A 22019-nucleotide genomic window follows, 5' to 3' on the forward strand; every position below is an offset into this window, starting at 1 on the left:
GAAAGTCGCGCTGGCGTGGACTATAGGTATCGTCAGGCGGCGCAGCCAGCCACAATTAGTGAAGCCGTCTTCAGTATTCCTGAAGAGCGATGCTGATCCATCGGAAAAACGGCAGGACGCTCAGTTTGGAGAGAAATCATCAGCGCCTGTCAGCGCCTGTCAGCGCCGCGGGCTCGGCCAGCGTCTGCTCGACCACGCGCAACACCTCCTTCGCCGTGTTCTCCGAATGCCGTCGCAGCACGTCGGCCAGGCGCGGACGCCCCGGCTCGCGCAGCGCCGCGATGATCTCCTCGTGCTCGGTATGCGATTCCTGCCAGCGCAGCATGTCCGCGTTGGCCGCGCCACGGGCGCGGTGGACCTTGCTCATCAGCATTGCATAGATGCCGGCCAGCACGGCGTTGCCGGCACCGTCGATGATGAGCTGGTGGATTTCCTGGTTGATGCGGAAGTAGTCAGTGCGGCGTCCGGCGTCGTGCGCGTCGATCATGGCCTGATGGCGACGTTCGATCTTGGTCACGGCTGCATCGCTGAGCCGCCGCGCCGCCAGTTCCCCGGCATGTGCCTCCAGCCCGTGCAACGTCTCGAATGTGGCGCGCAGTTCGTCGAGATCGAGCGGCGCCACGCGATAGCCGATGTACTGGCGATGCAGGACCAGCCCCTCGGCCACCAGCACCTTCAGCGCTTCGCGCAACGGCGTCTTCGACACATCGAAGGCCTCGCAGAAGGCCTTCTCGTCGATCCGCACGCCCGGCGGCAGCTCGCCTTCCTGAATCATCGTGCGCAACCGCGCCGCGATCTCGGCGGACATGCCCAGCGTGCGGAGCCGGGCGGTTTTGGGAAGCGCTTGTGTCACAGACATCACCAGGTTGGGGAATTTGCACCATCAGGAGGCTACCACACACCTAATATGTTCATTCGTCATTTATATAAATCAATGACTTACAGATGTTGTAATTACAGATTACGTATCCTATACTGCGTCCAGTTGCGCGACACGCTAAACCAAACGCCTCACCGAAGGCATCAAGGACAAGGAGACACCCGTCATGCAATCCACAAGCCCCGCCGCGGCCTCGCTCGCGGTTCCCCGCAGCAGCGTGCGATGGAAGATCTTCCTGATGATGCTGCTCCTCGTGGCGATCAACTACATCGACCGCGCATCGCTCTCGGTGGCCATGCCCCTGATCGCGAAGGAATTCGACCTGAGTCCCGCCATGCAGGGGCTGATCCTGAGTTCGTTCTTCTGGACCTATGCCGTCATGCAGGTGCCGGGCGGCATGCTGGCCGACAAGTACAAGCCGCGCATCGTGATCGCTACGGCTACCGTGTTCTGGGGTGCATTCCAGGCGCTGGCGGCGGTCTGCACCAATGCCACCTCGCTGCTGCTGACGCGGCTGGGGCTCGGCGCTGCGGAAGCGCCGATCTACCCGGCCGGCGGCAAGCTCAATGCCATCTGGATGACGAAGAACGAACGTGGCCGTGGCGCCACGCTGCTCGACGGCGGCGCGCCGCTGGGCGCGGCACTTGGCTCGCTCATCATTGCCGGGCTGATCAGCGAACTGGGCTCGTGGCGCCTGTCGTTCGTGGTGGCCGGCGTTGGCACGGTGCTGGCCGGCTTCGTGGCATGGTGGTACATCCGCAACTCGCCGCGCGAACACCTGGGCGTGAATGAACAGGAAGCCCGTCATATCGAGGACGCGCTTGCCCTGGAGCACAGCGAGGAGCCGACCAACCTGAGCGGCCGTTCACTGGACTTCTTCAAGTACCGCTCGGTATGGTGCATGGCCATCAGCTGGATGTGCTTCAACGCCGTGTTCTACGGCTTGCTAACCTGGATGCCCACCTACCTGAGCAAGGCCCGCGGCTTCGACCTGAAGCAGATGGGCGGCGCGAGCTTCATCATCTTCTTCGCCGGATTCGTCGGCGAGTTGATCGGCGGCTGGATCGCCGACAAGTGGAAGGAAGCCGGCGGACGACCGAACGTGGTGATGCGCACACTGTTCGGCATCGCCGCGGTGGTGGCTACGGTGTCGATCTTCTCGGTCGCCTACGTCACCGACCCCGTAGCGGTCGTGGTACTGCTGTCCTCCACCCTGTTCTTCCTGCGCTGGTGCGGCCTGTTCTGGTCCGTGCCGTCGATGCTGGGCACCCGCAACAAGGTGGGCTTCCTCGGCGGCGTGATGAACCTGGGCGGCAACATCGCCGGCATCAGCGTGCCGATCATCGTCGGCCTGATCGTCCAGGCCACTGGCTCGTACTTCCTGGCGCTGATGTTCTTTGCCGCCTGCGGCATCGGCCTGCTGCTGGCGTCGACCAACATCGACTACGAAAAGAAGATTCCGGTCTGACGGTACCGCCGCAGCGCTGGAACCCCGCATTCCCACACACACAGAGGCGCCGCCCTGCGGACGGCGCCCGTTTGAACTCCTGAGTAATACCCATCATGACCAGACAGATTCGCCTCGGCATGCTCACGCCGTCCTCCAACACCGCGCTCGAACCCATCACCAGCGCGATGGTCAGCGGCCTGCCCAAAGTCAGCGCGCATTTCTCGCGCTTCACCGTGACCGAGATTTCGCTGCGCGATCAGGCGCTCGGCCAGTTCGATCTGGAGAAGATCCTTGCTGCCGCTCGCCTGCTGGCCGATGCCCGTGTGGACGTCATCGCGTGGAACGGCACGTCGTCGGGCTGGCTCGGCTTTGACAAGGATGAAGCGCTGTGCCGCCAGATCACCGAGGCCACGGGCATCCCCGCCACCACATCCGTACTGGCCCTGAACGAAATCCTGGAAAAGACCGGCGCACGCCGCTTCGGCCTGGCCACGCCGTACCTGCACGATGTGCAGGAGCGCATCGTCGCCAACTACCAGCGCAGCGGTTTCGACTGCTCCGCGGAGCGCCACCTGGGATTGCATGTGAACTACAGCTTCGCCGAAGTGGACGAGGACACCGTCCGCAAGATGGTGCGCGAGCTGGCCGCCGAAAAGCCTCAGGCCATCACCACGTTCTGCACCAACCTGCATGCCGCGCATCTGGTGGAAGCGCTCGAGGCCGAGACCGGCATCCCGGTCTACGACACGATCGCCACCGTGGTGTGGAAGTCGCTGCGTCTGGCCGGTGTCGATACCCGCGCGCTGCAGGGTTGGGGCCGCCTGTTCCGCGAAGTCGAATGACCGGCAATCCATCGGAGTGACGACCATGCCCGCAGACAACAATCTCGACCTGGTAATCCGCAACGCCGACGTGGTCACCGCCTCCGACCGCTTCCGTTGCGACATTGGCGTGCGCGGCGGCCGCATCGTGGCACTTGGCCACGACCTGCCGCCGGCTGCCAGCGAAATCGACGCCACCGGCCTGCTGGCCTTGCCCGGCGGCGTGGACGGCCACTGCCATCTGGACCAGCCGATGCCCGACGGCATGCGCATGGCCGATGACTTCTTCACCGGCACGCGCGCGGCTGCGTGCGGCGGCACGACCACCGTGATCCCGTTCGCCGCGCAGGAGAAAGGCGCGTCGCTCAAGGCAGCCGTGGACGACTATCACCGCCGCGCCGATGGCCGCGCCGTGATCGACTACGCGTTCCACCTGATCGTGGCGGACCCCACCCCCGCCGTGCTGCAGGACGAACTGCCGTCACTGATTCGCCAGGGCTATAGCTCCTTCAAGGTCTACATGACCTATGACGACCTCAAGCTGTCGGACCGCGAAATGCTGTCCGTGCTCGACGTGGCGCGGCAGAACAATGCGCTGGTCATGGTGCACGCCGAGAATGCCGACTGCATCTCGTGGCTGACCGACAAGCTCGTGGGGCAAGGCCGCATCGCGCCGCGCTTCCACGCGCTGGCGCGCCCCGATGCCGTCGAACGCGAGGCCACGCATCGCGCCATCACGTTCGCGGAACTGGTGGACGTGCCGATCCTGATCGTGCACGTCTCCGGCAAGGAAGCCATCGAGCAAATCCGCTGGGCGCAGGGTCGTGGCATGAAGATACTGGCGGAGACCTGCCCGCAGTACCTGTACCTGACCGCCGAGGACATGGGCATGGGCGGCGACGACGGCTACGAAGGCGCGAAGTGCGTTTGCAGCCCGCCGCCACGCGACCCGGAGAACCAGGCCGCCGTCTGGCGTGCGCTGACCAATGGCGTATTCAGCGTATTCTCGTCGGACCATGCGCCGTTCAACTACGACGATCCGGAAGGCAAGAAGCTGGGCGGCACGGCGCAGCCGTTCGACCACATCCCCAATGGCGTGCCGGGCATCGAAACCCGCCTGCCGCTGCTGTTCGACGGCGTGGCGCGCGGCAAGCTCTCGCTGCACCAGTTCGTGGAACTCACGTCGTACCGCCCCGCCAAGATCTACGGACTCTACCCGCGCAAGGGCACGATTGCTGTCGGCGCCGATGCGGACATCGTGCTCTGGGACCCCACGCGCAAGGTGCGCATCGCCAACGCCAACCTGCACCACGCGGTGGACTACACGCCGTATGAAGGTATCGAGGTCACCGGCTGGCCGATGACCACCTTCTCGCGCGGCGAACTGATCGTGCGCAATGGCGAGTACCTGGAGCCTGCGGCCGGCCGTGGCAAGTTCCTCGAAGCTGGACAACCCGAGATCTGATTCGCCATGAACCTGCTCATCGTCAATCCGAATATCAGTGAGTCGGTCACCGACCTGATTCACGCCGAGGCCCAGCGCACTGTGTCGCCGGACACCCGCATCACGATGGCAACCGCCCCGTTCGGCGTGGCCTATATCGAAACGCGCTTCGAAGCACTGGTGGGTGGCTATGCCACCGCCTGCGCCGCCGCCGAGCACGCGGGCCAGTTCGACGGCCTGATCGTCGCCGCGTTTGGCGACCCCGGCCTGGCCGGTCTGAAGGAGTTGTTCGACGTACCCGTGGTAGGCATGACGGAAGCCGCGCTGGCCAGCGCCTGCCTGTTGGGGCAGCGTTTCTCCATCATCGCGATTTCACACCGCATTCAGGCGTGGTATCGCGAATGCGTGGCGGCCAATGGCTTGGGCGACCGGCTGGCCAGCATCCGCTCATTGCAGGAACCGCTGCGCGATATTGGCAGCGTGCAGGAAGACCACTCGGCACGTCTGGAAGAACTCGCGCTGCAAGCTGTGCGCGAGGACGGCGCCGACGTGATCATCGTGGCCGGCGCGCCGCTGGCCGGACTGGCCCGCTCGCTCAAGGGCCGTATTCCGGTACCGGTGGTGGACGGCGTCAGCAGCGCCGTGCGGCATTGCGAATCGCTGGTGGCGCTGCAAGCCGGCAGCGCGCGAGAGGGCAGCTTTGCGCGCCCACCGCGCAAGCCCAACGCGGGGCTGCCGCCTGCGTTGTCGCGCCTGCTCGATTAAGCCGCCGCTCGCGGGAAGGGGGAAGCGGCATCCGCCGCGCACCCCAGCGATTCGCGGGTCCGGCCTAGTCGGAATCGGTGAATTTGCGCAGCAGCCGCAGGAACTCGCAGAATTCCTCCGTGGAGAAATCGCGCAGCCGATGGTTGAGCACTTCGGGCGCGATCTCGGGAATGCGGGTCGCCACTTCCCTGCCCTTGTCCGTCAGGAGCAGATGAATCACCCGCCGGTCCTCGATGCTACGCTGGCGCTGTAGCAATCCGCGGCTCTCGAGCTTGTCGAGCATCCGCGTCATCAGGCCGGTATCGATCCCAAGCACCTTGCTGATCTCGAACGGCGTGGTGGCCACGCCGCGCGTCAGCGACAGCAGGATGCCCATCTGCTGGCCCGTGATGTCGAGTGGCCGCAGTGCGGCATCCATCTCCATCAACAGGATGTTGCGTGCCCGGTTGAGATGGAATCCGATGCTTTGCGTGAGGTGGAAGTTTTCGGAGGAGTAGTGTTTCACGGCTTCGCGGCACCCTGACCCGTTCGTGAAACGCCAATGTATCTGATGCGCCAGGTCGAGAAAAGCCTTTTGGCGGGTACCGGCCTCATCCATTGCGTGAAAGCAGAAATCGGGCAGAGCTGGCGGGATTGCCCTGGCAGCCCTGTCTCCCCCTGTCTCCCCTCCTGCTTCCCAAGAGTCACCGCACTATCCGGCGAGCCTGCGCCCGGCAGGCCCACCGACGCTCAAACCGTCTTCGACAGCTTCTCCACCACGCCCGCCACTTGCTTCGCGACAGCATCGCCCACGCGCCTGGCTTCCGCCGAGATGCTGTCACGCTTCATCTCCGTCACCCCATGCACGCCCGCACCAGCCGCAGCGGCGGTCGTCAGCGCGCCAGCGGCGGCTCCGATCCCTGCGGTCTCCGCGATTCCCGGCATATGCCCACTGTTGGCGCTGGTCTGGAACAGTTCGACCGGGACCGGCGTGCCGTGCGCGGGTTGATAGAACACCTGCACCGACGTCGACACATCGCTCTTGCCCGCGCCAAGGCCAATCAGCATCCGGCGGCGGGACTTGCCTTCGTCGATCTTGTCAAAGCGGCCCTCGACAATCAGCGCGTTGACATCGGTCGGCACCGGGCCGTCGATGCGCTCGGCATGCAAACCCTTGGCCCGCAGATCGCCCACGATTTCGTCGGCTACCGCATTGCGTGCATCGACCGCGGTCTGGTCCTCCGAGAGCGCGCCGGCATCGCCAGTCGCCATGGCCTTGACACGGTGCATCACGTTGTCATCAACACGCACCTGGCTCGCGCTCACGTCGAAGCCGCGCACGTAGATCACGTCGGCCGACACGTGGGCCAGCGTGGCCGGCACGGATGCGTCGGAAATCATCGTGGTCGCGGAAGCGCAACCGGCCATCAGCATCGACGTGGCCGCGAAGGCGGCGAGGGTCAGGCGGCTGGCGTTACGCTGAATGGATTGAAATACGGTCTGCATGTCGAAGTCCTGCTAGTGGGTCTGCTAATGGATCTATTTGGGGGCGGCGTGGTTTCGGCGCCAGCAGACCCAGTATCGGATGCGGCCATGCAACAGGCCAGGCAAGAACTATTTCATTCAATGTCATACGGGCAACGACACCACCACTTCCAGTCCACCGCCCTCGCGCGGACGGAACGCGAGTGATCCGCCGTGCAGTCGCGCGATCCGCTCGACGATGGCCAGCCCGAGCCCCGTGCCGCCCGAGTGCCCGCGCGCATTGTCGCCGCGGCTGAACGGGGCGCGCAGCTGTTCGAGCTCGGCCACGCTGATACCGATGCCACGATCGCAAACGGCAACATGCGCGGCGCCGCCTTCCTTCCATGTGCGCACCATCAGTCCCGTACGACCATAGTTAATGGCGTTCTGCATCAGGTTCATCAACAGGCGCAACATGCTCGTCGGGCGATACGAAACCGGCGGCAGATCGCCGAGATCGAGTTCGAATTCATGGCCGAGCCCGGCGAAGTCGGACGCAAGCTGGCGCACCAGCGCATTGAGGTCACCCGGCTGCGGGGCCTCGCGTTCGCCACTGCCCGCGTAGTCCATGAACTGCTGGAGGATCGTGTCGATGCGATCGAGGTAGCCTTCCACCGAGCCCACGAACGCATCGTCCGTCCCGCGCGGCAACGCCATCGCCATCGCCAGACGCAACTTGGTCAGCGGCGTGCGGATATCGTGCGAAATACCGGCCAGCATCAGCGCGCGCGTCTTCTCGGTCTGCTGCAGGGCTTCAGTCATGCGATTGAACGCACTGCTGACCTGCGATATCTCGGTCGGCCCATCGGTGGGCAGCGGCGCGGGCGTCTCTCCGGCGCTGACGTGCAACGCCGCGCGCGCCAGGTCCTGCAACGGCCGATTGATATGGCGCTGGATCAGGTATCCGGTCAGCGCTGCCAGCAGCCCGAGCGCCGCGGAAAGCGCAATGGCAGCCGTGATGCCGCTGGCCTGCGCATCGGCGGTCATCGGCAAGGCCACCCACGTTGGCACCCCGGCTGCGCGAATGCGGATCCAGAGCCGCTCGTTGTCGCCCGCATCCTGCCACTGCACCGGCATATCGGGTGGCAGGGCCTTGTGCAGCTCGTCCATGAACACGTCGCGCTGCCAGGTGCGGAACGGATGCAGCGCCCGCGCTTCCATCACATCGTCCACTGCCGGCGCGTCCGTCTGACCACCCAGGCGCGCCACGGCCACTCTGGCTTCTTCGGCCGGCATGGCCGCCATCACGCCATCGAGCATTGACACGTAGTGCGCGAACACCGTCGCGGCGCGCTCCACGCGCGGGCGTTGCGCGAAGTGCAGCAGCACCATCAGCGAACACACCTGCGTGAACGCCACCAGCGCCACCAGCAGCGCGATGTTGCGAGCCAGCAGCGAGCGCGGCAGTCCGATTCGCATCACGCCTCCACGCCGGCCACCAGCATGTATCCCACCCCCCAAACCGTCTTGATGAAGCGTGGTTTGGACGGATCTTCCTCGACGATCTGGCGCAGCCTCAGAATCTGCACGTCGATACTGCGATCGAGCGCGTCATGATCGCGGCCGCGCGCGCGGGCCAGCAGGTTCTCACGGCTGACCGGCCGGTTTGGCGAAGCGCCCAGCGCCTGGAGCAGCAGCATCTGGGCAGAGTGCACTTCCACCGGCACGCCCGCGCGCGTCAGCGTCTGCTTGCCGACATCGAAGCGGAACTCGCCAAAGCTCAGCGTCTGGGAAGCCACGGTGGGATCGCCGGCGGCGATCTTCTGGCGGCGCAGCAACGCACGGATGCGGGCCACCAGTTCGTCGGGCAGGAACGGCTTGGCCAGATAGTCGTCCGCGCCGGTATCGAGCCCGATCACGCGATCGGCCGGATCGCCCTTGGCGGTCAGCATCAGGATGGGCAGCGTCTGGCCCTCGGCACGAAGCCTGCGGCAGACCGAGAGGCCATCCTCTGGCTCCATCATCAGATCGAGCACGAGCAGGTCGTACGGTTCGCGCTGCAGGTAGCGATTGAGTTGCTTGCCGTCCGCCACCGCACGCACGTGAAAGCCATGCCCGGTCAGGAAGCGCTGCAGCATATTGCGCAGCTCCGCCTCGTCATCGAGCACGATTATCCGGTTCACCTGCTCCATGCCGCGTCTCCCATGCGTTCAGCGAGCCGACATCCGTTGGGCCATGAAAATCTCGATCTGCCGCAGCGTCACATAGCCGCTGCGCTGCGTGTCGATCTCGTCGAAATGCTTCGCCACCATCGGCATACCGGCAGCCGCCTGGGCGCGGGTCAGTTTGCCGTCATGCGTGGTGTTCGCGTTCGCGAAGCGGGCCTGCAATTGCTGTGCCGCCGCTTCGGCATGCTCGATACGGTCGCCGCCCGCGGCACCGCCCATCGCCCCCATCGCCCCCATTGCCATCAACCGGCTCTGTGCATGCGCGCCTGCCGAAACAATACACAAGATAAGTACTGCCATCATCTTCTTCACGATCTACTCCGTGGATGCAAAAGTTGGGAAATCAATCTGGACTGGCGCGCACCGGTGCGCACCGGTGCAAGTCAGGCCCAGTGCGCGGGCACGTAGACGCGGCCGACCCAATGCGCCGGCACCCAGACAGCCACACGCGGCGGCGCCACATAGACCGGCGGCGGTGCCTTGGCCGTGACCACGACGGCCGGAAGCGGCGGCGCGACATAAACGGGCCCGGCCAGCGGCGGGGGAGGCGGCGCCACCGGCACCGTTGCCACGACTGCCACCGGAGGCGGCGGCACATACGCCACTGGCGCGGCACCGACCACGACCGTGCCCCCGGTCGACACCGCGCTGCCATGCACGACCGTCGCGCCACCGCCGGTGGTCACCACGCCGGACGACACGCGCGTGGCGCTGCCGGCGTGGGTGACGGTGCCGCCATAGCTGCCACTTACCGCTCCGGAGCGATCGCAGGTGCCGCCTGCGCAGGCCGTCGATGCCGCGTGGTTGTACGTGTTGCCGTTGCCGGCCGTCACGGTGCCGGACGAGCTGTATTGGCCCGGCGCCTCGCGGGTGACGCTGCCGCTGGTGGTAGCGCTACGGCCGTTGGCGCCAGTCATGTCACCGCTGTGCGAGCAGGTACCGCTCGCGCAACTAGTGCTGCCATCGTGCTGCACCGAACGGCCGTTCGGTCCCACCGCCGTGCCGGCGTTCGAGAACTGGCCGGGCGCGGTGCGGGTAACCGTTCCGGTGTTGGTGGCCAGGCCACCGTAGGGGCCAACCACGCCGCCGGCGTGCGAGCAGCTTCCACCGCCGCACGATCCGAAGTGAGCGCCGTTGTAGGTGCCGCGTGGCGTATAGGTCGTGCCGTGGCCGGTCCAGGCGGATGCGGACGTGCTGGCCAGCAGGAGCAGTACGCCGGTGGCGGCGATCCGGGTGCGTGAAATCATCTTGAAGTCCTTTCGATTCGGTGCGCTGCAACACGACCTGGCGTGTCGACGGGCCGAACTATAGGACGACGATCCACGGGCGTCGCCCCGGAAATCATGTCGGGAAATGTCAAGGCCAGCCGCGTGACATTGGGCGAAATAATTCCCTAGTGGATTCCCGGATCGCCCGCCGCTAGAGTTGCCTCACCGACGCGGCACAACCGCGCCCCGCACCGAATCCACCGAATACACAGATTTCACCGAGGTTCACCATGGTCATCACTGGCAAGTTTGCGATGTACGTCACCGCGTTCGTCGTCACCGTCTCGCTGATCGAGGCATTCGTCCTGTGGCGCAAGCGTCGCGACGGCGTCAAACCGTTCTCGTGGAACGAGGTCTGGCTGTCCTTGGCCGACCTGGCCGGACGCAAGCTGTCGGTGCTGCTGCCGCTCTCGCTGGCCGCGCCGGTTTTCTCGTTCGCCTGGGATCACCGCCTGTTCACGATCACGCTGAACAGCGCGCTGGCTGTCTTCCTGCTCTTCGTCGGCCAGGAGTTCTGCTACTACTGGTACCACCGTGCCGCGCACCGCATCCGCTTCTTCTGGGCCACGCACGCCGTGCATCACTCCCCCAACCAGCTCACGCTCACGTCCGCGTACCGGCTGGGCTGGACCGGCAAGCTCACCGGCAGCGCCGTGTTCTTCGCGCCGCTGGTCCTGCTCGGCGTGCGCCCCGAAGTGGTGCTGGCCACGCTTTCGCTCAACCTGCTCTACCAGTTCTGGCTGCATAACGACTGGATGCCCAAGCTCGGCTGGTTTGAGTACGTGTTCAACACGCCGTCGGCCCACCGCGTCCATCACGCGTCGAACATCGACTACCTCGACGCCAACTACGGTGGCGTGCTGATCATCTTCGACCGCCTGTTCGGCACCTATGTGGAAGAGCGCGCCGATGAGCCATGCCGCTACGGACTGGTCCATCCGACCACCACGCAGAACCCGATCGTCAACCAGTTCGAGCACTGGGTCAGCCTGGGTCGGGACATGGCCTCCGCCTCGAAGCTCTGGCACGCCGCCGCGTACCTGATCATGCCGCCGGGCTGGGCGCCCAATGGCAAGGGCACCACCACCGAGATCCTGCGCCGCCAGCAAGAGGAACTGCGGCAGGCCGGATGGCAGCGGCCGGGCGTTGTCTAGATGCTGAAAACGCCGGGCCAGAGCGCCAAACCCCTCGGAGGGCTCACGGCCCGGTGGGCAGTGATCGTATGATTAGTGTTTTCGCCATACCCTGCCTCTACGACCATGCCGATCGGGTTCCTGCGCAGTCTGACCGCCCGTCACCGTAACCCGGTCTCCAATCGCCGCCTGGCGCGCGTGTTGTGTTTCGTGGCAGGCGCGGCCAACGCGGGCGGCTTTCTTGCGGTGCAGCAATACACATCCCACATGTCCGGCGTCGTCTCCGCCATCGCGGACGACCTGGTGCTGCAGCGATACGGGCTGGTGGTACACGGCATCGGCGCACTGGCGTCGTTCCTGGCCGGGGCGGGCACCACGGCGATCCTGGTCAACTGGGCGAGAAGAGCCCGCCTGCGCAGCGAATACGCGATTCCGTTACTGGTCGAAGCCACCCTGCTGCTCTGCTTCGGGCTGCTGGGCAGCCATCTCAACGATATGGACTGGCTGTTCGTGCCGGCCACCGTGATGCTGCTGTGCTTCATGATGGGCCTGCAGAACGCCCTGATCACCAAACTCTCCAACGCCGAGATCCGTACCACGCACGTGACAGGCATGGTGACCGACATCGGCATCGAACTGGGCAAGCTGTTCTACTGGAACGCCGCGGTGCGCCCCAATAGCCGGCCGGTCATGGCCGACCGCCACAAGCTGCGTCTGCTCACGGTGCTGGTCGGCATGTTCCTGGTGGGTGGCATCGTCGGCGCGCAGGCGTTCAGCACGCTCGGCTATGCCGCCACGCTGCCGCTGGCCGCACTGCTGCTCATCGTGGCCATCATCCCGGTTGCCGACGATCTGCTGACACGATTGCTGCTGCGCGTCCACCGCGCCGATTCCGCGCGCCGCGCGCGGCGCTGGGGCGCGCGGGGCAGGTAACGCCATGGGCTGGCGGTGCCCCGTTCAGGCGGCATCGACGTAGTCTTCGGTATCCACCTCGTCGATCTGCGCGGGGTCCAGATAGCGCTGCGCGTACTCGCGATAGACGCCGGACGTCAGAAACAGGTCAAACAACTCGCCGTCGATGTGCTGCTGCGCTTTGAGCCGGGCCATGATGCCGATCGACTCCGAGAGCGTCTTGGCCTTCTTGTAGGGCCGATCCGCGGCGGTCAGCGCCTCGAAGATATCGGCAATCGCCATCATCCTGGCCAGCGGGCTCATCTGATTGCGCGTCAGCCCGCGCGGATAGCCGGTACCGTCCATCTTTTCGTGATGCCCGCCGGCAATCTCCGGCACATTGCGTAGATGCTTCGGGAACGGCAGGCGTGACAGCATGATCTGCGTCTGCACGATGTGGTCTTCCACCTTGTAGCGTTCTTCCTCGCTCAGCGTGCCGCGCCCGATCGTCAGATTGTGTATTTCGCCGTGGTCGTAGAGATAGCGCGGCACATTGCGCTTGAAGCCCCACGGATTGTCCGGCGGCATGACATCGCGCGCCCCGCGCTCGATGCGATGATCGTCGCGATCGGCCAGCAGTCGCTCTTGCGTTGGCAATGCGTGGGCGGGCGAACGGCACTTGCGCGCGAACTCCTCGTGCGAGACGCCGAGCCGATCGTCTAGCGTCCGCGTCCAGGTGCGGGCGGCGATCTGCCGCAGTCGGTCCTTGTCTTCCTGCGACATGGACTCGCCGCCCTGATTGCATGCGGCAACGAAAGCAAAGTCGTTGTCGAGCCGCACGATCTCTGCATCGCGCCGCGCCTGCGCGATCGGCAACGGCTCGCCCGCGGCAATGGATTGCAGGCACTGAATCTCGGCATCGCGTTTGAGTACCTCGAAGCGCATGCGCACTTCGTGAATCCGGTCGTACAGTGTTTCCAGCTTGGTCGCCTTGTCGATCACGAATTCTGGCGTCGTCACCTTGCCGCAGTCATGCAGCCACGCGGCCACGTGCAGTTCCTCCCACTGCTGTTCGCTGAGCTGGAAGGACTGATAGGGGCCCTGGGTGACCTCGCACGCCGCCCGCGCCAGCATCTTGGTCAGTTCCGGCACGCGCGCGCAGTGACCACCCGTATGCGGGCTCTTGGCGTCGATCGCATCCGCCAGCAGCCGAATGAATGCATCGAACAGGTCGCGCTGGGCAGCGCTCAGTTCACGGACTTCCAGCGCGCCAGCGGACAGGCCGGCGATCGTATCGACGAAGGCAAGTTGCGCGGTCTGAAGCGGGGTGTCGCGCATCACCAGCACGACGCCCGGGCATTCGTGTCGATGATTGATCAGCGGAATCGCGGCCACGAAACAAGGCATGACCGATGCCAGCGGGCCAAGCTTTGCCTGAGCAGCCTCGGCAGCCGTCACATAGCCCGTGCGAGACACACCGTCACGCACCGCCGCCCCGATCAACGACAGTGCCTCCGGCAATGGCGTGGCCCCGATCTCCTGAACGATGTCACGCCCCTGCGCATCGAACGCGGCGGCGGGACGAGTGGTGTCGCCATCGATCAGGTACAGCACGCCCGCCTGCCCCGCTGCGGCGTCCTGCATCTTGTGCAACAGCAGGGGCAGCAACTTCTCGAGCTGTGATTCGGCGGTGACGGCCCGCATGATGATGAGCAACTGCTGGATGGTGTTGCGCATCTTGTCCATCGTTTCGCCCAGCCGATGGACCTCGCGCACCGGCGACCAGAAACGGAACGGCTGGTCGAAATCGAAGCGGCGGATGGCCTCGGCCTCATCGGTCAACTGACACAGCGGGCGGGCCACCGCGCGCGCGACCAGCCACATCAGCGGCAAGGACAGCAGGACGACCAGTGCGGTGGCAAATATTCCGACGCTCGCCTGCCGGGTCGCGTCCCTCAGCAATTCATCCTGCGGCGTGGCCATCACCAGGTAAAGCGTGCCGACGCCGCCGCTCATACGGCCGATACTGGTGTACCAGCCCTTGCCGCCCAGCGTCGTCAGTTCGTTGCGGACGGCGGCCTCGCTGCCGCTCCCCACCTGTGCCGCAAGGCTGGACAGCACCGGCAGTCCGTAATCTTCCGGCTTGCCCAGCAGGCCCGTGCGCATGGCGTCTGGCGCCGACATCCATTCCGGGGGACTCCGGTCGATGGCGACCAGTTGTCCCTGCGCATTCAGGACGGCCAGTACCGATCCGGGTGTGGTTCTGTCTCGCGCGAGCGCCTGCCCCAGCGTGTCGAGCCGGAAGTCGCCACCGGCAACGGCACTACCGGCGCGCGTTGGCACGGCAATCGTCTCCCCGGCCTGGTAGTCGGAAAAGAACATGTACGGTTCGGTCCGAACCAGCTTGCCCGCCGCGATGGCCTCCATATACCAGGGACGTTTCCTTGGGTCGTATCGCTTCACGAAATCTGGCGTCGGGCGCCTGGCAAGCTCGTTCAGGTCCGTGTCGAGGAAAATCAATTGGCCAAATGCTGCCCCTGCGTCATGGTCGATGCTCTGGATCACGTAGGCCGAGCCTGCGGGTGCCTGGTATGGCCCGCGCTCGGCGTCATCGCGCACGCGGCGTACGTAGAAGAAACTGCCATCGGCATAACCCAGGAACAGGGACTGCAGAACCGGCGATGTGCCGAGCGCATCGCGGACCAGCGCAACACGTGCCATGCGCTGCGCGAGGGTGGTGGCGTCGCCCAGTGAGCTGTGGCTGACGAGGGTGACCGCGGCCTGGGTAGGCAGCACCATGTCCTCGACTTTCTCCAGCATCTCGCGACTGATGCGCTCGTTGGCGTCGGCCATCGCATGTTCCAGCGCCGACTTCGTCATCAGGTAGTTGACGCCGCAAGCCACCGCGCCAACCAGCAGCACCAGAACGGCGAACGGCGCCCAGATGTAAGCGTGGAGCGGAAAACCTCTTCGTGTTGCCGGTGGCATACAGCCCTCCGAGGGTGAGGTGCTACACGTGGTTTCGCTCAGCGCCCGTCGAATCGGTGCGCGAGCGCATTCTTCTGGAACGATTCCGCAATGAAGTCGATGAATACGCGCGTTTTCGGCGGCAGTAGCTTGCGGTTCGGATAGTAGAGCACGATCGGCCCATTGTCGGCATACCACCCTGGCAGGAGGCGCACCAGCGCACCGCTCTCGAGCCAGGGCGCGGCATGTGGCATCGGCAGCAGCGCAATGCCGAGGCCGCTCATGGCGGCATGGGCCATGGCCTCGGGGTCGTCGAGAATCACGCGCGTGCGCATCTCCGCCAGCGCCTGCTCGCCTATCTGATTGCGCAGATTCCAATGCCGCAGACGTCCCGTCGAAGCCGACCGGCGCACGATGCCGTCGAAGCCGGCCAGATCCGACGGGTGGCGGGGCATCGCCCGGTCTTTCATATACGCCGGCGACGCTGCCACCACCACGTAGGTCCGCGCCAGTTCCCGCGCCACCACCCCTTCTGTCAGTTCGATACCGCCGCCGATGGCCGCATCGAAACCACCGGCGATCAGATCGACGGTGCGGTTCTCGAAATGCCAGTCCGGCACGATGCCCGGATAACGCGCCAGGAATTCGCCAAGCAACGGCACCAGGTACTCGCGGCCGAACGCCACGCCCATGCTCACGCGCAGCACCCCGGCGGGCTTGCCGTCCTCCTGCGCGGCGCTGGCAAACGCGTCGCGCAGCGTTGAGAACGGATCGGATACCTGCTGCAGGAACTGCTCGCCGCCCATCGTCAGCGTCAGCCGGCGCGTGCTGCGCTGAAACAGCCGAAGCCCGAGATGGTTCTCCAGCCGCGCCACGTTCTTGCTGATTGCGGCCGGCGTCAGCCCGAGGCGACGCGCGGCAGCCGAAAAGCTGCCGGTTTCGGCACTCTGGATAAATGACTCGAGCAGGTTCAGCGCTTCCATGCGTCGAAGCTTATATCAACGGTTGAAAAAGTTGATACGGAATCATGACTACCGGTTGCAGATCGCCAAAACCATACTGCTTTCACCGTCCCAACCACACAGGAACACGATCATGAACTCCACCCCCACCCTCACCTCTACCTCTGCCACCCTCTCGGACAAGGTAGCTTTCGTCACCGGCGGATCACGCGGCATCGGCGCTGCGATAGTGCGCCGCCTGGCGCGCGAAGGCGCCGCCGTGGCCTTCACCTACCAGAGCTCCGGCGCGGTTGCGCAAGCGCTGGCTGAATCGATCCAGGCCGCAGGCGGCCGTGCCCGTGCCTATCACGCCGACGCGGCCGATGCCGCGGCCGTCACACGTGCGATCGACGCGGCCGCCGCTGACTTCGGCAAGATCGACATCCTCGTGAACAACGCCGGCGTGCTATTCCTCGGTCCGGTCGACACGTTCCCGCTGGAAGACTTCGACAAGACGCTGGCCGTGAATGTACGCGCGGTATTTGTCGCCGCGAAGGCAGCGCTGGCGCACATGGGCCAGGGCGGCCGCATCATCAACATCGGCAGCACCAATGCGGACCGGATGCCGTTCCCGGGCGGCGCCGCCTACGCGATGAGCAAGTCCGCCCTGAAAGGGCTTGTGCAAGGCATGGCACGCGACCTGGGACCGAAGGGCATCACGGTCAATAACGTGCAGCCTGGCCCGGTCAACACCGACATGAACCCCGAGGACAGCGAATTCGCCGCATCGCTGCACGGCCTGATGGCGCTGCAACGTCATGCCCACCCCGACGAGATCGCCAGCATGGTGGCGTATCTGGCCGGCCCTGAGGCTGGATTCGTGACGGGTGCCAGCCTCAACGTGGATGGCGGATTCGCGGCTTGATTCCGCACGGAAACGCCGCGTCTTGATGCGCGGCGGCCGGATGACACAACTTGCGCGCGCCGGTGACGCGCCCCGATGTCGGGCGCGTGGCCGGCGCGCGTAACGTTTGTGAGGCGGGCGTCCAACGCGCAAACCCGCGAAGTTGCCGGCAACCCTGCATGTGAGACAATCGCGATCGGCTTCCAGCCGCGCTTTGCGGCGATTTTCCAGCACGTCTCCACAGCTCCCCCTTCATGTCCAGCACAACCCGTTCCGCCTCCGTCGACACCGGAACTACCGACCCGTGGTCGAACCTCGACGAAGCCGGCACCGATCTCAACGTCAACGACTTCCTGACGACGATGCTGAGCCAGCTCGTCACGGCGCTGCGCAGCAACGTGACGGAGCCGTACGCGTCCCGCTTCGAGCTGACCGTGCCGGAGTGGCGCATTCTGGCGCTGCTGGCGCACGGCGAGACGATGTCATTCGCGGAACTGGTCAGGCAGTCCACCTCTGACAAGGCGCTGGTCAGCCGGACGCTGCGGCTGCTGGAGGATCGTGGGCTGGTGACGCTGGAGTCAGAAGGCGGAACGCGCCGGCGCCTGACATGCCGGATTACGCCCGAAGGAGCCGCGCTCCATGCGCAGGTCATTCCGTTGGCGCGTCGCGGGCAGGCATCGGTCATCCGGATGCTGAGTCCAGAGGAAAGGCGCGGGCTTTACTCAGGGTTGCGCAAGCTGCATGGGCTCTGCACCACCCCGAACAAGCCGCAGGAAGATCGCGGCCACGCCAGACAGGCCCGAGCCGATAGAACGAGCCGATAAAACCAAACCGCCGCCGCGAGCACATCGTCGCGGCGGTTTGCTTTTGTGGGGGATCTCGGTTGCCGCGGCAGGCCCGATAGCCGTCCTTATCGACATTTTCGATAGATACAACCCGAAAATACCGTTGGCGCCCATATGCGCTGAGGAAATATCGTTATGCAAAATTCATCTAAGAAGGTGTTCGCAGCATGGCGTCCCGACTCCTCTCCGCAAGGTCCACACTCCCCGGGCTACTCCTCGTTCTCGCCCTGACCGTGCCCGCCACGCTGCTTGGCAAGGCTGTGCCGCTGCTGGGAGGTGCCGTATTCGGCATGTTGCTTGGCCTGCTCTGCCGAGCCTTCCTCAAGCCATCCGAGTCGTGCAAGCCCGGCATCCAGTTCGCTTCCAAGCAGCTACTGCAGTATTCGATCGTCGGCCTGGGGTTCAGCCTGCCACTGCATGAGGTCGTCCATACCGGATTGACGTCCCTGCCTATCTCGCTCGTCACACTGACGGTTGCCTTCACCGTGGCCCTCGTGGCCGGGCACCTGCTGCGCATCCCTGAGAAGCTCAAGGTCCTGATCGGTGCCGGCACGGCCATTTGCGGCGGCTCGGCAATCGCCGCGATCACGCCCGTGCTGCAACCGGACGATCACGACATGACCTATGCGTTGTCCACGATCTTCATGTTCAACGTCGTGGCCGTGGTGATCTTCCCGATCCTGGGCAAGATGCTCGGCATGTCCGATGCGGGCTTCGGCCTGTGGGCCGGCACGGCGATCAACGACACCTCGTCGGTGGTGGCAGCCGGCTATGCCTGGAGTTCGGCCGCCGGCGAGTACGCGACGATCGTCAAGCTGACACGCGCGATGATGATCGTGCCCGTCACGCTGGTCATCGCCATGCTCTTCCAGCGCAGCCAGCCCGGCGGCTCGATGCGTCGCGTGATCCCCTGGTTCATCGTGCTCTTCGTGCTGGCTTCGGCAATCAACGAATTCCTCCCGGCTGGCGTGACGCACGTCATCCAGCAACTGGCCCCGTTCCTCGTCATCGGCGCACTGACCGGCGTTGGCCTGAGCACCGACTTCGACCGCCTGAAGCGCGCTGGCGCCCGCCCGCTGCTGCTGGGCCTGATCGTGTGGGTCAGCGTGGCGCTGAGCAGCCTGGTCATGCAGCACATGACCGGGATGCTGTGAGCCCAAGGCCACAGCGGCCGGCGTCGTTGTAATCCGCCGATACACCCGCAATACGCTGAAACGGGAAAGAACTAACAGATTGCGTGCTCATGTGGGGAAATGCTCCCCACAATCATCAACCGGAGCCGAGACACGCAACATGAATCATCCCGCCCCCAACAAGCCGCGCCACACCTTCCGCCGCCAGCCGCGTATTGCCACCTGGCTGGCAGCTGCCGCCGTGCTGGCCCTGCCAGGCGTCGCCTTCAGCCAGCAGACGGCCTCGCCCCCGGATGGCGGTGATAACGACGCGGCCATGCGCAATATCCAGAGTAACTTCGCGCGCATGACGCCGGCGCCACGCACGATCGACACCATCAATCAGGAATTGAAGCAGACCGCGACAAAATCCCATGGCGGCGGTGGTGGAGGCTTAGGTCAGCGCGGTGGCGGCAGGCATGGGCGGCAGGCGCAGCAGCAGGACAAATCTGACTCGGGGAACGGAAACACGTCAGGCACGGCGGGTACGCCGGGTGGTGGCACGGCGCCCTCTGAGTCGACCGGTTTGTCCAGCGGGCCGTCGGCCCAGTAACAGTCTCGCTCCCCGGAACGCCACCCGGTCAACTGGCTTGCGTCAGGCGCGCCTTCGTCGGCGTGGGCACAAGACGTGGGATAAGACGTGGCATTAGAAGCTCTCTCGATTGTTGGCTTTTCAAATCGTTGAGCGCGCGGCTACGCGCCTGTTACTCGAATCGTTCACGCAGGAATTCTATGAATCGCTGCGTCTTGGCCGGAAGCAGGCGCGTCTCGGTCATGGCGTAGACCGGTACCGGCGTTCCCTGCCATTCGGGCATCAGCCGGCGTAGCTGTCCCGTGGCGAGATCATCCGCCACGATCGCTTCGGCCATCAGCACGATGCCCATGTCGAGCGCGGCCAAGCGGCGCGCCATCCCGACGCTGTTCAACGTAAAGCGGCTGCCCACCGGGATCGTGGTGGTGTCTTCGCCGCGATGCAGTGTCCACGCACCGCCCCGCTGTATGCCCAGACATTCGTGATGATTCAGATCGGCGGGAGCGCGCGGTTCTCCCGCGCGTTTGATATATCCGGGCGAGGCATAGAGATAGGTCCGGAACGACGCCAGCTGACGCGCGATCAGTTGCGAGACTTCGGGCTCCCCCGCGCGGATGGCGACATCGAACGGCTCGCTCACCAGATCCACACGCCGGGGCGTGAGATCGAAGTCGAAGCTCAGTCCCGGGTAGCGGCCAGCAAACTCGGCAATCAGTGGCGCCAGATAGGTCACCGCGAAATCAACTGGAAATGACGCGCGGAGCACGCCCACTGGCTCCGCCAGCATGGTACCGAGCTGTTCGTGAGCCAGCCTGGCATCGCCCACGATGCGCTTGCATCGCTCGAAGTAGATCCGGCCGGCCTCGGTCAGCTCGATCTTGCGCGTCGTGCGGTGCAGCAGGCGCAACCCGATCGCCTTTTCCAGAGCGCTGATCCGCCGGGACAGCGTCGAACTCGGCATATCCAGAACATCCGCAGCACTGCGAAACCCCTTCGCCTTGACGACCTCCACGAACAAGGCCATGTCATTCAGTAGTTCCACGCCGATTGCTCCATCAGTGGATCAATGCATTGCAAATTAGCAGATTTATCTCGAACAGGAAGCCACCGATGATGGCGCCATGGAAGCCTGATCCGCGCGATGGCGCGCGTCAGCGCCTGACCGGCATCACGAACTGATGCCGGCAACCTGCACTTTCGAAAGAGGTCATGCACATGAGCGCACTGTTCACCCCGGTCCGCGTCGGCCGATACACCCTGAAGAATCATCTGGTCATGGCGCCGATGACCCGTAGCCGCGCCAGCCTTGATGGCACGCCGGGCGAACTGGCAGCCGAGTACTACGCGCAGCGCGCGAGAGTCGGCCTGATCGTGACCGAAGGGACCCAGCCTTCGGACGACGGGCAGGGGTACCTCGCCACGCCCGGTATCTACACCGAAGCCCATGTCGATGGATGGAAGAACGTCACCGCCGCAGTGCACGAGCGAGGCGGTCGGATCTTCATCCAGCTCATGCACGCGGGACGCATGTCCCACCCGGACAACACGCCGCATCACCGGCAAGGTGTGGCGCCGTCGGCCATTGCCCCCGGTGTGCCGATGTTCACGCTGAAGGGTATGCAGGACATTCCGGCACCGCGCGCGCTGACCACTGCCGAGGTACGCCAGACCGTGGACGACTTCCGCTTCGCCGCCCGGCAAGCGATCGCCGCAGGCGCGGACGGCGTCGAGATCCACGGGGCCAATGGTTATCTGGTCCAGCAGTTCTTCGCGCCCAACGCCAATACCCGCACCGACAAATACGGCGGCTCGATCGACAACCGCGCCCGCTTCGCCATCGAGGTGGCCACCGCAATCGCCGGGGAAATCGGCGCGGACCGGACGGCCATCAGACTATCGCCAGGCACGCCGCTGTGGGGCATCGACGAAGGCGCCGAAGGTCCGGCGCTCTATCGCCACCTGGTAACGGAACTGGACAAGCTCGGCCTGGCGTACCTGCACGTCAGCCTCCAGGGCAACGAGCCACAGCTGGCCGACATCCGCGAACGCTGGCGCAGCACGCTGATCCTGAACCGGCCGGGCCGCACCCGTGAAGCTGTGGGTGCCGACGTGGCATCCGGGCTTGCCGATCTGGAAGCCTATGGACAAATGGTGCTGGCCAACCCGGACTTCGTCACCCGCCTGAAGCTCGGCGCGCCGATGAACGATGCCATTCCCAATGCGTTCTTTGGTGGCGACGGGCGTGGGTATATCGACTACCCGGCCCTGGCCCTGACCGATACCGTGACGTCCTGAGGCGCTGGCACTTGCCGCCGCGCCGTCGCTGAGACTGGCG

The 22019-nt window shown here is 65.1% G+C and carries 20 protein-coding genes and 1 pseudogene; 11 read left to right on the forward strand and 10 right to left on the reverse strand.

The window, feature by feature from the left end; translation table 11 throughout:
* Positions 1-139 precede the first annotated feature (139 nt).
* A complete protein-coding gene (locus WD006_RS19015) occupies positions 140-859 on the reverse strand; it encodes a GntR family transcriptional regulator (RefSeq protein WP_029308876.1) in 720 nt (239 codons plus the stop codon).
* Positions 860-1046: 187 nt separating this feature from the next.
* On the opposite strand from WD006_RS19015, the gene WD006_RS19020 reads away from it, so the two are divergent.
* The 4 genes from WD006_RS19020 (at position 1047) to WD006_RS19035 (ending at position 5360) form a co-directional block, all read left to right on the forward strand.
* On the forward strand, positions 1047-2348 hold the full coding sequence (locus WD006_RS19020) for an MFS transporter (RefSeq protein ID WP_011518403.1): 1302 nt from the start codon (positions 1047-1049) through the stop codon (positions 2346-2348).
* A 95-nt stretch (positions 2349-2443) separates the two neighbouring features.
* Positions 2444-3172 carry a maleate cis-trans isomerase family protein gene (locus tag WD006_RS19025; RefSeq protein ID WP_029308875.1) on the forward strand — a complete coding sequence of 243 codons (729 nt, stop codon included), beginning with the start codon at positions 2444-2446 and terminating at the stop codon, positions 3170-3172.
* Entirely contained in the window at positions 3117-4616 is a 1500-nt protein-coding gene (gene hydA / locus WD006_RS19030) for a dihydropyrimidinase (RefSeq protein ID WP_227874008.1), read from the forward strand. Before WD006_RS19025 ends, hydA begins: the two co-directional genes overlap by 56 nt.
* Positions 4617-4622: 6 nt before the next feature.
* Positions 4623-5360, forward strand: a complete 738-nt coding sequence (locus tag WD006_RS19035) for an aspartate/glutamate racemase family protein (protein WP_011518400.1) — start codon at positions 4623-4625, stop codon at positions 5358-5360.
* Positions 5361-5424: 64 nt separating this feature from the next.
* On the opposite strand, the gene WD006_RS19040 is transcribed toward WD006_RS19035, so the two are convergent.
* The 6 genes from WD006_RS19040 to WD006_RS19065 all read right to left on the reverse strand — a co-directional run bounded on the left by WD006_RS19040 (position 5425) and on the right by WD006_RS19065 (position 10278).
* On the reverse strand, positions 5425-5865 hold the full coding sequence (locus WD006_RS19040; RefSeq protein WP_029308874.1) for a MarR family winged helix-turn-helix transcriptional regulator: 441 nt from the start codon (positions 5863-5865) through the stop codon (positions 5425-5427).
* 224 nt (positions 5866-6089) lie between these two features.
* Positions 6090-6845, reverse strand: a complete 756-nt coding sequence (locus WD006_RS19045; protein WP_029308873.1) for a DUF4410 domain-containing protein — start codon at positions 6843-6845, stop codon at positions 6090-6092.
* Positions 6846-6968: 123 nt separating this feature from the next.
* Positions 6969-8282: an ATP-binding protein gene (locus WD006_RS19050; protein ID WP_029308872.1), complete on the reverse strand. Its 1314-nt coding sequence runs from the start codon at positions 8280-8282 to the stop codon at positions 6969-6971.
* On the reverse strand, positions 8282-8995 hold the full coding sequence (locus tag WD006_RS19055) for a response regulator (RefSeq protein ID WP_011518396.1): 714 nt from the start codon (positions 8993-8995) through the stop codon (positions 8282-8284). Before WD006_RS19055 ends, WD006_RS19050 begins: the two co-directional genes overlap by 1 nt.
* Positions 8996-9013: 18 nt before the next feature.
* Complete coding sequence (locus tag WD006_RS19060; RefSeq protein ID WP_029308871.1) at positions 9014-9343, reverse strand: hypothetical protein; 330 nt, start codon at positions 9341-9343, stop codon at positions 9014-9016.
* 71 nt (positions 9344-9414) lie between these two features.
* Complete coding sequence (locus tag WD006_RS19065; RefSeq protein WP_029308870.1) at positions 9415-10278, reverse strand: hypothetical protein; 864 nt, start codon at positions 10276-10278, stop codon at positions 9415-9417.
* A 251-nt stretch (positions 10279-10529) separates the two neighbouring features.
* Between WD006_RS19065 and WD006_RS19070 the strand changes: the two genes are divergently transcribed.
* Positions 10530-11453: a sterol desaturase family protein gene (locus WD006_RS19070; protein WP_011518393.1), complete on the forward strand. Its 924-nt coding sequence runs from the start codon at positions 10530-10532 to the stop codon at positions 11451-11453.
* Positions 11454-11558: 105 nt separating this feature from the next.
* A pseudogene (locus WD006_RS19075) lies at positions 11559-12347 on the forward strand (YoaK family protein); the annotation flags it as partial.
* Positions 12348-12389: 42 nt separating this feature from the next.
* On the opposite strand, the gene WD006_RS19080 reads toward WD006_RS19075, so the two are convergent.
* Positions 12390-15311: an HD domain-containing phosphohydrolase gene (locus WD006_RS19080; protein WP_029308868.1), complete on the reverse strand. Its 2922-nt coding sequence runs from the start codon at positions 15309-15311 to the stop codon at positions 12390-12392.
* Positions 15312-15349: 38 nt separating this feature from the next.
* Positions 15350-16273, reverse strand: coding sequence for a LysR family transcriptional regulator (locus WD006_RS19085; RefSeq protein ID WP_011518390.1), 924 nt, complete (start codon positions 16271-16273; stop codon positions 15350-15352).
* Between the two features lie 112 nt (positions 16274-16385).
* On the opposite strand from WD006_RS19085, the gene WD006_RS19090 reads away from it, so the two are divergent.
* The 4 genes from WD006_RS19090 (at position 16386) to WD006_RS19105 (ending at position 19705) form a co-directional block, all read left to right on the forward strand.
* Positions 16386-17156 (forward strand): SDR family oxidoreductase, encoded by a 771-nt coding sequence (locus WD006_RS19090; RefSeq protein WP_029308867.1) that lies wholly within the window; start codon positions 16386-16388, stop codon positions 17154-17156.
* A 233-nt stretch (positions 17157-17389) separates the two neighbouring features.
* Positions 17390-17959, forward strand: coding sequence for a MarR family winged helix-turn-helix transcriptional regulator (locus WD006_RS19095; protein WP_051723274.1), 570 nt, complete (start codon positions 17390-17392; stop codon positions 17957-17959).
* Between the two features lie 188 nt (positions 17960-18147).
* On the forward strand, positions 18148-19134 hold the full coding sequence (locus WD006_RS19100; protein ID WP_029308866.1) for a YeiH family protein: 987 nt from the start codon (positions 18148-18150) through the stop codon (positions 19132-19134).
* A gap of 139 nt (positions 19135-19273) precedes the next feature.
* Positions 19274-19705 carry a hypothetical protein gene (locus tag WD006_RS19105; protein WP_011518386.1) on the forward strand — a complete coding sequence of 144 codons (432 nt, stop codon included), beginning with the start codon at positions 19274-19276 and terminating at the stop codon, positions 19703-19705.
* Between the two features lie 151 nt (positions 19706-19856).
* Here the strand turns inward: WD006_RS19105 and WD006_RS19110 are convergent, their stop codons facing one another.
* Positions 19857-20726 (reverse strand): LysR family transcriptional regulator, encoded by an 870-nt coding sequence (locus WD006_RS19110; RefSeq protein ID WP_011518385.1) that lies wholly within the window; start codon positions 20724-20726, stop codon positions 19857-19859.
* A gap of 173 nt (positions 20727-20899) precedes the next feature.
* On the opposite strand from WD006_RS19110, the gene WD006_RS19115 reads away from it, so the two are divergent.
* Positions 20900-21979, forward strand: coding sequence for an alkene reductase (locus WD006_RS19115; protein WP_029308865.1), 1080 nt, complete (start codon positions 20900-20902; stop codon positions 21977-21979).
* Positions 21980-22019 lie beyond the last annotated feature (40 nt).

The sequence above is a fragment of the Cupriavidus sp. Met-2 genome, from assembly GCF_049843575.1.
Lineage (GTDB): Bacteria > Pseudomonadota > Gammaproteobacteria > Burkholderiales > Burkholderiaceae > Cupriavidus > Cupriavidus metallidurans.